Raw genomic sequence first — 11,975 nt, forward strand, 5'->3', positions numbered from 1 at the left:
GTGGTTGCTCGCGCAGTTCCCCGCGCCCCTAAAAGAGGGTCAGTTGTTCTTGGGCCCGCCCAGCTGGATCCCCGCCATGCGCGTCCACTCGTAGCGGCCCGTTGTGACCTTCGCGGCGAATTCGCCGTCGAAGGACTCGTGGGTCGTGATGCCCGACTTCTCCACGGCCTTCTCGGCGATCTCGTAGGACGGGGCCACCAGGTCGCCCCAGTTGCCGTCCTCGCCGACCAGGACGATGCGGGCGCCGCGTTCGCCGAGGTAGGCGAGCTGGCCCTCGGCGCCGCCGTGGGCCTTGGAGAAGGAGGAGATCTGCTTGGCCAGCCGGGCCGCCTTGCGCTCGGCCTTCGGGTCAACCTGCTGCGTGTCTGCCATGGTGGCGATGCTACTCACGGGTAGATCGACTGGCGAGAGCAGGGCCCTGTGACGTACGTCAGCGCCGCGTCAGCGCAGGAAGGGGTCGACCGCGACCGCCACGAACAGCAGCGACACGTAGGTGATCGACCAGTGGAACAGGCGCATCTCCTTCAGCTTCGCGCCCGTCACCTCCGCCTTCGCGCGGTTCTGCAGGCCGTGCGCCTCCCAGAGCCAGAAGCCGCCCGCCAGCACGGCGACCGCCGTGTAGAACCAGCCGGTGTAGCCGAGCGGGGTCAGCAGGAGCGAGACGGCGACCATGACCCAGCTGTAGATCACGATCTGCTTGGCGACGACCTTGTTGGAGGCGACCACCGGCAGCATCGGCACGCCCACGCGCGCGTAGTCCTCCTTGACCTTCATGGACAGCGGCCAGTAGTGCGGCGGCGTCCAGAAGAACATGACGAGGAACAGGATGATCGGCGCCCACGACATGGAGTTCGTGACCGAGGACCAGCCGATCAGCACGGGCAGACAGCCGGCGATGCCGCCCCACACGATGTTCTGCGAGGTACGGCGCTTGAGGATCATCGTGTAGACGACGACGTAGAAGAGGAGCGCGCCGAGGGAGAGCCAGGCGCTCAGCCAGTTCACCGTGAGGCCGAAGAGCAGCGTCGAGGCGATCGCCAGGGTGATGCCGAAGGCGAGGCACTCGCGCGGGCTGACCATGCCGGTGACCAGCGGCCGCTGCGAGGTGCGGTCCATCAGCGCGTCGATGTCGCGGTCGATGTACATGTTGAGCGCGTTGGCGCCGCCCGCGGACATGTAACCGCCGACGCAGGTCAGCAGCACCAGGGTCAGGTCGGGCACCCCCTGCTGCGCCAGGAACATCACCGGCACGGTGGTGATCAGGAGCAGCTCGATGATCCGCGGCTTGGTGAGAGCCACGAACGCCTTGACACGGGCCCCGAACGGCCGGTGGGCCGGGCTCTGGTCCGTCCCGAGCATCCCCGCTGGACGGGATTCAACGGCCGTCACGCACACCCCTACAGAGACATCCCAGCAAGCCTCACCCGTGTGAAGTACCGGTAAAGGCTCGCGCGTACCACGCCACTTTAGACGTTGCCCAGAGTCGGACATTCGCGGGGGTCGGGTCGTGTTGGTGAGCGGCTTCCGAAGGGCGCGCGCAAGCTCGATTGAGCACCCGGATGAGCGGGTCCGTATTCACCTGTCGAAGGGGATACGGCCCAGTCAGGAGGCGGATCCAAACGTGTCCCGGCACTCTGGAGAGACTCGAAAGAACGCACGTCCTACGGGGGTAGGCTCGGCTGCGGCCGGTGGACGCCCCGATACACCGGCATCCGACATGTGGAGAGGAGCCCTGACCCAGGGTGAGCACCAAGCCGACCACCACAGACCTCGAGTGGACCGAGTTGGACCAGCGGGCCGTCGACACCGCGCGTGTCCTGGCCGCCGATGCCGTACAGAAGGTCGGTAACGGCCATCCGGGTACGGCGATGAGCCTGGCGCCTGCCGCCTACACCCTCTTCCAGAAGGTGATGCGGCACGACCCGGCGGACGCCGACTGGGTCGGGCGGGACCGCTTCGTGCTGTCCGCCGGCCACTCGTCCCTGACCCTCTACACCCAGCTGTACCTGGCCGGCTTCGGCCTGGAGCTGGACGATCTGAAGTCCTTCCGCACCTGGGGTTCGAAGACCCCGGGCCACCCCGAGTACGGGCACACGACCGGTGTGGAGACGACGACCGGCCCGCTCGGTCAGGGTGTCGCCAACGCGGTGGGCATGGCGATGGCCGCCCGCTACGAGCGGGGTCTGTTCGACCCGGAGGCCCCCCAGGGCGAGTCTCCCTTCGACCACTTCGTCTACTGCATCGCCGGTGACGGCTGCCTCCAGGAGGGCATCTCCGCCGAGGCCTCGTCGCTCGCGGGCCACCAGAAGCTGGGCAACCTGATCCTGCTGTGGGACGACAACCACATCTCGATCGAGGGCGACACCGAGACGGCCGTCTCCGAGGACACCGCCAAGCGGTACGAGGCCTACGGCTGGCACGTGCAGCGGGTGGAGCCGCAGGAGAACGGCGACCTGGACCCGGCCGCGATCTACGAGGCGATCCAGCAGGCCAAGGCCGTCACGGACAGGCCGTCGTTCATCGCGATGCGCTCGATCATCGCCTGGCCGGCCCCGAACGCGCAGAACACCGAGGCCGCGCACGGCTCGGCGCTGGGCGACGACGAGGTCGCGGCGACCAAGCGGGTCCTCGGCTTCGACCCGGAGCAGTCCTTCGAGGTCTCCGACGAGGTGATCACGCACACCCGCAAGGCGCTGGAGCGGGGCCAGGCGGCCCGCGCGGTGTGGGAGAAGGCGTACCAGCAGTGGCGGGACAACAACCCCGAGCGGGCCGCGGAGTACGACCGCGTCGCCAAGGGTGAGCTGCCCAAGGGCTGGGAGGAGAAGATCCCGGTCTTCGAGGTCGGCAAGGGCGTGGCCACGCGTGCCGCCTCCGGCAAGGTCCTCCAGGCGCTCGGCGCGGTGATCCCGGAGCTGTGGGGCGGCTCGGCCGACCTGGCGGGCTCCAACAACACCACGATCGACAAGACCAGCTCCTTCCTCCCGGCGGACAACCCGCTGCCCGAGGCGGACCCGTACGGCCGCACGATCCACTTCGGTATCCGCGAGCACGCGATGGCCGCCGAGATGAACGGCATCGCGCTGCACGGCAACACCCGGATCTACGGCGGCACGTTCCTGGTCTTCTCCGACTACATGCGCAACGCGGTGCGGCTGTCGGCGCTGATGCACCTGCCGGTGACGTACGTGTGGACGCACGACTCCATCGGCCTCGGCGAGGACGGCCCGACCCACCAGCCGGTCGAGCACCTGGCCGCGCTGCGCGCCATCCCGGGCCTGAACATCGTGCGGCCGGCCGACGCCAACGAGACGGCCATCGCCTGGCGCGAGATCCTCCGGCGCTGGACGAAGGAGTTCGGCAAGGGCCAGCCGCACGGTCTGGCGCTGACTCGTCAGGGCGTGCCGACGTACGAGCCCAACGACGATGCCGCCAAGGGCGGTTACGTCCTGTTCGAGGCCGACGGCGGCGAGCCCGAGGTCATCCTCATCGCCACCGGCTCGGAGGTGCACGTCGCCGTCGAGGCGCGTGAGCAGCTCCAGGGCGCCGGCGTGCCCACCCGTGTGGTGTCCATGCCGTCGGTCGAGTGGTTCGAGCAGCAGGACCAGGGGTACCGGGACAGCGTCCTGCCGCCGTCCGTCCGGGCCCGTGTCGCGGTGGAGGCCGGTATCGGTCTCACCTGGCACAAGTACGTGGGCGACGCCGGCCGCATCGTTTCCCTGGAGCACTTCGGTGCTTCGGCCGACGGCAAGGTCCTCTTCCGCGAGTTCGGCTTCACTGCCGAGAACGTTGCCGCCGCCGCGCGGGAATCGATCGCCGCAGCTCAGCGCTGACGCTTATATACGACACGTAGGAGATGGAATTTCCATGACAGACGCACTCAAGCGCCTCTCCGAGGAAGGCGTGGCGATCTGGCTGGACGACCTGTCGCGCAAGCGGATCACGTCCGGCAACCTCGCCGAGCTGATCGACCAGCAGCACGTCGTGGGCGTCACCACCAACCCGTCGATCTTCCAGAAGGCGATCTCGCAGGGCGACGGCTACGACACGCAGCTGGCCGACCTCGCCGCCCGCAAGGTCACCGTCGAAGAGGCCATCCGCATGATCACGACGGCGGACGTCCGCGACGCCGCCGACATCCTGCGCCCGGTCTTCGACGCCACCGGTGGCCAGGACGGCCGGGTCTCGATCGAGGTCGACCCGCGCCTGGCGCACAACACGCGGGCGACGGTCGCCGAGGCCAAGCAGCTCGCCTGGCTGGTGGACCGGCCCAACACGCTCATCAAGATCCCGGCGACCGAGGCGGGCATCCCGGCCATCGCCGAGACCATCGGCCTGGGCATCAGCGTCAACGTCACGCTGATCTTCTCGCTGGAGCGCTACCGCCTGGTCATGGACGCGTTCCTGACCGGCCTGGAGAAGGCCAAGGAGCGCGGCCTGGACCTGTCGCAGATCCACTCCGTGGCGTCGTTCTTCGTCTCCCGCGTGGACACCGAGATCGACAAGCGGATCGACGCGCTGGGCACCGACGAGGCCAAGGCGGCGCGCGGCAAGGCCGGCGTCGCGAACGCCCGTCTGGCCTACCAGGCGTACGAGGAGGTCTTCTCCTCGGACCGCTGGAACGCCCTGGAGAAGGCGGGCGCCAACAAGCAGCGTCCGCTGTGGGCGTCCACCGGCGTCAAGGACAAGGCGTACAAGCCCACCCTGTACGTCGACGAACTGGTGGCTCCGAACACGGTGAACACCATGCCGGAGGCGACCCTGTTCGCCACGGAGGAGCAGGGCGAGATCCGCGGCAACGCCGTCGCCGGCACGTACGAGCAGGCCCGCGCCGACCTCGACGCGGTCGAGAAGCTCGGGATCAAGTACGACGACGTGGTCCAGCTGCTGGAGGAGGAGGGCGTCGAGAAGTTCGAGGCGTCCTGGACCGACCTGCTGAAGTCGACCGAGGCCGAGCTTCAGCGCCTCGCCCCCTCGGAGGGCTGAACAGGTGTCGAGCAGCAACCCGCTGCGTGACCCCGCGGACCGACGGCTCCCGCGTATCGCGGGGCCGTCGGGCCTGGTCATCTTCGGCGTCACGGGCGACCTGTCCCGCAAGAAGCTCATGCCCGCCGTGTACGACCTCGCCAACCGGGGTCTGCTGCCGCCGGGCTTCTCGCTCGTGGGCTTCGCCCGCCGCGAGTGGGCGCACGAGGACTTCGCCCAGGTGGTCCACGACGCGGTCAAGGAGCACGCCCGCACGCCTTTCCGCGAAGAGGTCTGGCAGCAGCTCATCCAGGGCATGCGCTTCGTGCAGGGCACGTTCGACGACGACGACGCGTTCGAGCGGCTGCGCTCCACGATCGAGGAGCTGGACAAGGCCCAGGGCACGGGCGGCAACTTCGCCTTCTACCTGTCCGTGCCGCCGAAGTCCTTCCCGGTGGTCATCCAGCAGCTGAAGAAGCACGGGCTGGCCGACCAGAAGGGCGGCTCCTGGCGGCGCGCGGTCATCGAGAAGCCCTTCGGGCACGACCTGAAGTCGGCCGAGGAGCTCAACAAGGTCGTCCACGAGGTCTTCGCCCCGGACCAGGTCTTCCGCATCGACCACTACCTGGGCAAGGAGACGGTCCAGAACATCCTGGCGCTGCGCTTCGCCAACACCATGTTCGAGCCGATCTGGAACCGGTCCCTCGTGGACCACGTGCAGATCACCATGGCCGAGGACATCGGCATCGGCGGCCGGGCCGGGTACTACGACGGCATCGGCGCCGCCCGTGACGTCATCCAGAACCACCTGCTCCAGCTTCTGGCGCTCACCGCCATGGAGGAGCCGGCCTCCTTCGACGCGGACGCGCTGGCCGCCGAGAAGACCAAGGTGCTCGGCGCCGTGAAGCTGCCCAAGGACATCGGCCGGGACACCGTGCGCGCCCAGTACGCGGCCGGCTGGCAGGGCGGCACGAAGGTGCGCGGCTATCTGGAGGAGGACGGCATCAACGCCTCCTCGAAGACCGACACCTACGCCGCGATCAAGCTGGAGATCGACAACCGCCGCTGGGCGGGCGTCCCCTTCTACCTGCGCACCGGCAAGCGGCTGGGCCGCCGCGTGACGGAGATCGCGGTCGTCTTCCAGCGGGCCCCGCACTCCCCCTTCGACACGACGGCCACCGAGGAGCTGGGCTCCAACGCGATCGTCATCCGCGTCCAGCCCGACGAGGGCGTCACGGTCCGCTTCGGCTCGAAGGTCCCCGGCACGTCGATGGAGATCCGGGACGTGTCGATGGACTTCGCCTACGGCGAGTCCTTCACGGAGTCCAGCCCGGAGGCGTACGAGCGTCTCATCCTGGACGTCCTCCTCGGGGACTCGAACCTCTTCCCGCGTACCGAGGAGGTCGAGCTGTCCTGGAAGATCCTCGACCCGATCGAGGAGTACTGGGACGAGAACGGCAAGCCCGCCCAGTACCCGGCCGGTACCTGGGGGCCCGTCGAGGCGGACGAAATGCTCGAGCGACACGGACGGAGCTGGCGCCGGCCATGAAGATAGACCTCACGGACACCACGGCCAGCAAGATCAACAAGGCGCTGGTGCAGGGCCGCCGGGCGATCGGCACCCCGGCGGTCGGGATGGTGCTCACGCTGGTCATCGTGACCGACGAGGAGAACGCCTACGACGCGCTGAAGGCAGCGAGCGACGCCTCGCACGAGCACCCCTCGCGCACGCTCGTGGTCATCAAGCGCGTCTCCCGCTCCCCCCGCGACCGTACGCAGTCCCGCCTGGACGCGGAGGTCCGGGTCGGCGCCGACGCCGGCACCGGCGAGACGGTCGTGCTCCGGCTGTACGGCGAGGTCGCCGACCACGCCCAGTCGGTGGTGCTGCCGCTGCTGCTGCCGGACGCCCCGGTGGTGGTGTGGTGGCCGGTGAACGCGCCGCTCGACCCGGCGAAGGACCTCCTGGGTGCCCTCGCCCAGCGCCGCGTCACCGACACGTACGCCTCCGAGCAGCCGGTGCGGGACCTGGCCACCCGGTCCGGGACCTACACCCCCGGCGACACGGACCTGTCCTGGACCCGCATCACGCCCTGGCGTTCCATGCTGGCGGCGGCCCTCGACCAGGTCACCTGCGAGGTCAGGGCCGTCGAGGTGGAGGGCGAGGAGTTCAACCCGAGCTGTGAGCTGCTGGCGATGTGGCTCGCGGACCGGCTGGACGTCCCCGTCAAGCGCTCGCTGTCCGGCGGCCCCGGTCTGACGGCGGTCCGCATGGACACGGACTGCGGCCCCATCGTGCTGGACCGGGCGGACGGTTCCCTGGCGACGCTCTCCATCGAGGGCCAGCCGGCCCGTGGTGTGGCGCTCAAGCGCCGGGACACGGCCGAGCTGATCGCGGAGGAGCTGCGGCGGCTGGACCCGGACGACACGTACGCGTCGGCGCTGCGGTACGGGGTGGACCGGCTGAAGGCCCCCAAAGGAGCGCGGGGAGAGCCGGGAGATCAGGGAGAGCCCAAAAGTGACGGGCGAGCACGACTCGCCCTCCCCGCTCCCCGTGAAACGGCTGCGAAAGCACCCGCTTCGCAAGCGACGGCGGAGGCACCGGTGAAGCAGGAACCGGTGAAACAGGCACCGGTGAAGCCTGAACCGCCCCAGCTGGAACCGGTACGGAAGGCGACGACGAAGTGAGTACGGCACCGCAGCTGGTCGTCCATCGCGACAAGGAGCTGATGGCGCAGGCCGCGGCGGCCCGGCTGATCACCAGGATCGTGGACGCGCAGGCCTCCCGGGGGTCGGCATCCGTGGTCCTGACGGGCGGCCGCAACGGCAACGGCCTGCTGGCCGCCCTGGCCGCGGCGCCCGCCCGGGACGCCGTCGACTGGAGCCGGCTCGACCTCTGGTGGGGCGACGAACGGTTCCTGCCCGAGGGCGACCCGGAGCGCAATGTCACGCAGGCGCGTCAGGCACTGCTGGACTCCGTGCCGCTCGATCCGAAGCGGGTGCACGCGATGCCCGCGTCGGACGGCCCCTACGGTGACGACGTGGACGCGGCGGCGGCCGCGTACGCGGAGGAACTGGCGCGGGCGGCGGGCCCGGAGAACCACGGGCCCGTCCCCACGTTCGACGTGCTGATGCTGGGCGTCGGCCCGGACACGCACGTGGCGTCGCTGTTCCCGGAGCTGCCGGCGGTGCGGGAAGTCGACCGCACGGTCGTCGGTGTCCACGGCGCGCCGAAGCCGCCGCCGACGCGGGTGACGCTGACGTTGCCGGCGATTCGTGCGGCGCGGGAGGTGTGGCTTCTCGCGGCCGGGGAGGACAAGGCGCAGGCCGCGGCGATCGCGTTGTCGGGCGCGGGCGAGATCCAGGCACCGGCGGCGGGGGCGTACGGCCGCAGCCGGACGCTGTGGCTGCTGGACGGGGCGGCGGCTTCCCAACTGCCGCGTTCGCTGTACCCGCCGGCTTCGGCTTAGGCCTCACGGCCTTCGCCCACCCACCACCCGAAGCGGTCAGCCAGAAGGCTGGACCCGCGAGTTGCCGCCATCAAGGGCAGTTTCGGGTGGCGGGTGGGCATAGGCGGGGGTCCAGGGGGCGGAGCCCCCTGGTACTGGGGCTACTTGACCGACCCCGCCATCACGCCCTGCACAAAGTGCCTCTGGAACGCGAAGAACACGACGACAGGGACGACCAGGGACACGAACGCCCCGGGCGCCAGGACATCGATGTTGCTGCCGAACTGCCGTATCTGCGACTGGAGTTCCACCGTCAACGGCTGCGAGGAACTGTCCGCGAACAGCAGCGCCACCAGCATGTCGTTCCACACCCACAGGAACTGGAAGATGGCCAGAGAGGCGATCGCCGGCCGCCCCACGGGCAGCACGAGCCGCGTGAAGATACGCCATTCACTGCCGCCGTCCATCCGGGCCGCCTCCAGCATCTCCTTCGGCATCTCGGCGAAGTAGTTCCGCAGCAGGAACACCGCGAACGGCAGGCCGTAGGCCACGTGGAAGAGGACGACCCCGGGGATCGTGCCGAACAGGCCCAGCTGCCCGAAGAGTTTGGCGACCGGCAGCAGCCCGATCTGCACGGGCACCACCAGCAGCGCGACCACGACCAGGAAGACCGCCTCCCGCCCGGGGAAGTCCAGCCACGCGAAGGCGTATCCCGCGAGCGCCGCGATCACCACGACCAGCACCGTCGTCGGCACCGATATCAGCACCGTGTTCCAGAACGCCTGCGTGATGCCCGAGTTCTGCAACAGCGAGGAGTAGTTGTCGAAGGACAGCTGCCCGGGGCTGGAGAACACCGTCCACCAGCCGCCCTTCGCCGTGTCCTCGGCGGACCGCAGCGAGGACAGGAACAGCCCGGCCAGCGGCGTCATCCACACCAGACCGATCACCACGAGGAAGGCCTGGACGACTCCGTTGCCCAACCCGCGCCGCACCGCGTTCATCGCTGACTCCTTCGGAAACGGCGGACGTTGAACACCATGGCCGGAACCACCAGCAGCAGGAGCAGCACTCCGAGCGCGCTGCCGAGCCCCTGGTTGTTGCCGCCGCCGAACGACACCAGCCACATCTGCGTCGCGAGCACGGTCGCGTCCTCCTGCACGGGCCCGGGCGCGATGATGTAGACGAGGTCGAAGACCTTCATCACGTTGATGACCAGGGTGACGAAGACGACCGTGAGGACCGGGGCCAGCAGCGGCACCGTGATCCGCCGGAAGATCTGCCACTCGTTCGCTCCGTCGATCCGCGCCGCCTCCAGCGCGTCCCGCGGCAGCGTGGACAGGCCTGCCCCGATCAGCACCATGGCGAAGCCGGTCCAGATCCACAGGTAGGCCCCGATGATCGCCGGTGTGACGAGCGCCGGTCCGAGCCAGGAGACGCCCTCGTAGGGCGGGGCGAAGTTGGACGCCGGCAGTTTTACCTCGTAGGAGCCCGGTGCGAGGCCCTCGAAGCGGAAGGAGCCGTCGGAGGTGGTGGTCGCCGTGGCGGCCGTCTTACCGTCGCGTACCGCCTCGACCTTCATCTGCGGCAGTCCGCTCTCCCGCCGGTCGACCTTGCCCTGCTCCCCTCCCCCGCCGGGCGTGAAGTCCAGGTAGACCACACCGCGCAGTTCGTCGGGGCCGGCCTTCTTCCCCGCCGCCGCGTACGCGGGTTCGGTCCCGCCGGGCAGGTCGTCGGGCAGCACCCCGACGAGGCCCAGCGTCACCGCGTCGCCCGGGGACACGCTCGCATTCGTGCGGTACGAACCGTCCTTGTCCTTCGTCAGGCCCTGCCCGTCACGCGCCCGGGCCGTCGGGTACGAGGACTCGGCCTTGAAGGCGTCGTGGACGGAGACGACCGCGGCGTTGAGGACGCCCTTGTCGGGGTCCTCGTCGTAGGCGAGCCGGAAGATGATGCCCGCGGCGAGGAAGGAGACCGCCATCGGCATGAAGAGGAGCAGCTTGAAGGCGGTGGCCCAGCGGACCTTCTCCACCAGGACGGCCAGGATCAGCCCGAGGCCGGTCAGCAGGGCCGGGGCCACGACGACCCAGATGGCCGTGTTGCGGACGGCCGTGAGGGTCGCCGGGTCGCGGAACATCTCGGTGTAGTTGTCGCCGCCGACGAAGGTCGTCCCGGAGGCGTCGAAGAAACTGCGGCCGACGCTGAACAGCACGGGGTAGACGACGAGCGCGCCGAGCAGCAGCAGCGCGGGCAGCACGAACAGCAGGGCGACGATCTTCCCGCGGCGGCGCAGACGCCGGGTGCGGTCGGCGACCGTGACGGGCGGTGGCGGGTTCGTCTCTTTGACGAGGGTCGCTGTCATGGCGGATCAGTCCTGGTACGCCTTGGCCGCCGCGGCCTCCAGCTTCGCCGCGGTGCCCTTCGGGTCGGACGGGTCGCGCAGGAAGTCCTGGAGCAGCTTCCACTCGCCGGTGCCCTTGGTGCCGCCGAAGGCCGCCGGGGCCTGGTCGGACATGTCGAAGCGGACCGAGTCCCCGGCCTGGACGAGGGACTTGGCGGTGGCGCGGGTGACGTCGTCGCCGTAGGAGGCGAGGTCGAGCTTCTTGTTCGGGGAGAGGAAGCCGCCCGCCTCCGCCCACACGGCCGAGGCCTCGGGGGTCGCCAGGTACTCCAGGAGGGCCTGGGCGGCCTTCTGGTTCTTGCCGTCCTTGAGGACGACGGCCGCGTCACCGCCGCTGACGACCGGTGCCTCGCCGCCGGCGACCGCCGGGAACGGGAAGAAGTTCGCGTCCTCGCCGACCTTCTTGCCGAACTGGTCCTTGGCGACGCCGGCGACGAAGTCGCCCTCGTAGACCATGCCGGCCTCGGGCTTCGGGCCGAACACCTTCTCCACCGAGCCGGGGAAGTCGGTGTTCAGGGCGCCCTTCTGGCCGCCGGCGATGAGCTGCTTGTCCTTGAAGAGCTTGCCGAGGGTGGTGAGGGCGTCGACGACCGACGCGTCGGTCCACTTNNGCCGTCCTGCCCGGCGACGGAGAACGCGGCGAGGCCGGAGTCGGAGACGGTCTGCCCGGCCTTCAGCATCTCGTCGTAGGTCTTCGGCGGCTTCACACCGGCCTGGGTGAGGGCGTCGGGGCTGTACCAGACGGTCGACTTGTGCGCGGCCTTGAAGTAGAGGCCGTAGAGGGTGCCGTCGACGCTGCCGTACTTCTTCCACACGGGGGCGTAGCCGGCGTCCACGGACTGCTCGGTCTTCTTGGACAGCGGCTTGAGCCAGCCCTTCTGGGCGAACTGCTTGAGCACGCCGACCTGGGGGACCATCACGACGTCGGGGGCGTTGCCGCCCTCGATCTTGCTGCCGACGACGGTGGAGACGTTGTCGCCGGTGGACGTGAACTGCGTCTTGGCGCCGGTCTTCTCGGTGAAGGCGTCGAGCACCTTCTGGAAGTTCTTCTGCTCGGTGCCGGACCAGACACCGGCCACGGTGATCGTCTGGCCGCTGAGCGCCTTGTCGCCGCCGCCGGCCGAGACGGGGCCGCCGCCGCAGGCGGTCGCGCCGAGCGCCAGGGCGAG

The 11,975-nt window shown here is 69.6% G+C and carries 9 protein-coding genes and 1 pseudogene; 5 read left to right on the forward strand and 5 right to left on the reverse strand.

The genetic code is table 11. The features are described 5' to 3' along the window. Positions 1 to 39 precede the first annotated feature (39 nt). Positions 40 to 372: a hypothetical protein gene (locus CCL05_RS22910; RefSeq protein WP_086562363.1), complete on the reverse strand. Its 333-nt coding sequence runs from the start codon at positions 370 to 372 to the stop codon at positions 40 to 42. A gap of 69 nt (positions 373 to 441) precedes the next feature. Beyond that, positions 442 to 1,359 carry a heme o synthase gene (locus CCL05_RS22915; protein ID WP_208641598.1) on the reverse strand — a complete coding sequence of 306 codons (918 nt, stop codon included), beginning with the start codon at positions 1,357 to 1,359 and terminating at the stop codon, positions 442 to 444. A 383-nt stretch (positions 1,360 to 1,742) separates the two neighbouring features. On the opposite strand from CCL05_RS22915, the gene tkt reads away from it, so the two are divergent. From tkt to pgl, 5 genes are read left to right on the forward strand one after another with little or no spacing between them, the layout of a single operon-like run. Continuing rightward, positions 1,743 to 3,830: a transketolase gene (gene tkt / locus CCL05_RS22925; protein ID WP_086562365.1), complete on the forward strand. Its 2,088-nt coding sequence runs from the start codon at positions 1,743 to 1,745 to the stop codon at positions 3,828 to 3,830. 34 nt (positions 3,831 to 3,864) lie between these two features. After that, positions 3,865 to 4,983, forward strand: coding sequence for a transaldolase (tal, locus tag CCL05_RS22930; protein ID WP_086562366.1), 1,119 nt, complete (start codon positions 3,865 to 3,867; stop codon positions 4,981 to 4,983). 4 nt (positions 4,984 to 4,987) lie between these two features. Continuing rightward, on the forward strand, positions 4,988 to 6,511 hold the full coding sequence (gene zwf, locus CCL05_RS22935) for a glucose-6-phosphate dehydrogenase (RefSeq protein ID WP_086562367.1): 1,524 nt from the start codon (positions 4,988 to 4,990) through the stop codon (positions 6,509 to 6,511). After that, positions 6,508 to 7,647 carry a glucose-6-phosphate dehydrogenase assembly protein OpcA gene (gene opcA / locus CCL05_RS22940; RefSeq protein WP_086562368.1) on the forward strand — a complete coding sequence of 380 codons (1,140 nt, stop codon included), beginning with the start codon at positions 6,508 to 6,510 and terminating at the stop codon, positions 7,645 to 7,647. Before zwf ends, opcA begins: the two co-directional genes overlap by 4 nt. After that, positions 7,644 to 8,429, forward strand: coding sequence for a 6-phosphogluconolactonase (pgl, locus tag CCL05_RS22945; protein ID WP_086562369.1), 786 nt, complete (start codon positions 7,644 to 7,646; stop codon positions 8,427 to 8,429). The genes opcA and pgl overlap by 4 nt, the downstream gene beginning before the upstream one ends. 140 nt (positions 8,430 to 8,569) lie before the next feature. On the opposite strand, the gene CCL05_RS22950 is transcribed toward pgl, so the two are convergent. From CCL05_RS22950 to CCL05_RS22960, 3 genes and pseudogenes are all read right to left on the reverse strand, one after another. Further along, entirely contained in the window at positions 8,570 to 9,409 is an 840-nt protein-coding gene (locus tag CCL05_RS22950; RefSeq protein ID WP_020273243.1) for a carbohydrate ABC transporter permease, read from the reverse strand. Continuing rightward, on the reverse strand, positions 9,406 to 10,767 hold the full coding sequence (locus tag CCL05_RS22955) for a carbohydrate ABC transporter permease (protein WP_086562370.1): 1,362 nt from the start codon (positions 10,765 to 10,767) through the stop codon (positions 9,406 to 9,408). Before CCL05_RS22955 ends, CCL05_RS22950 begins: the two co-directional genes overlap by 4 nt. Positions 10,768 to 10,773: 6 nt before the next feature. Beyond that, positions 10,774 to 11,975, reverse strand: a pseudogene (locus tag CCL05_RS22960) (ABC transporter substrate-binding protein); the annotation flags it as partial.

The organism is Streptomyces africanus, assembly GCF_002150735.1.
Lineage (GTDB): Bacteria > Actinomycetota > Actinomycetes > Streptomycetales > Streptomycetaceae > Streptomyces > Streptomyces africanus.

Excerpts from the sequence above, each read along its gene's own strand:
- CCL05_RS22910 (WP_086562363.1), bottom strand. The coding sequence starts at position 372 with ATGGCAGACACGCAGCAGGTTGACCCGAAGGCCGAGCGCAAGGCGGCC.
- CCL05_RS22915 (WP_208641598.1), bottom strand. The coding sequence starts at position 1,359 with ATGCTCGGGACGGACCAGAGCCCGGCCCACCGGCCGTTCGGGGCCCGT.
- tal (WP_086562366.1), top strand. The coding sequence starts at position 3,865 with ATGACAGACGCACTCAAGCGCCTCTCCGAGGAAGGCGTGGCGATCTGG.
- opcA (WP_086562368.1), top strand. The coding sequence starts at position 6,508 with ATGAAGATAGACCTCACGGACACCACGGCCAGCAAGATCAACAAGGCG.
- CCL05_RS22950 (WP_020273243.1), bottom strand. The coding sequence starts at position 9,409 with ATGAACGCGGTGCGGCGCGGGTTGGGCAACGGAGTCGTCCAGGCCTTC.
- CCL05_RS22955 (WP_086562370.1), bottom strand. The coding sequence starts at position 10,767 with ATGACAGCGACCCTCGTCAAAGAGACGAACCCGCCACCGCCCGTCACG.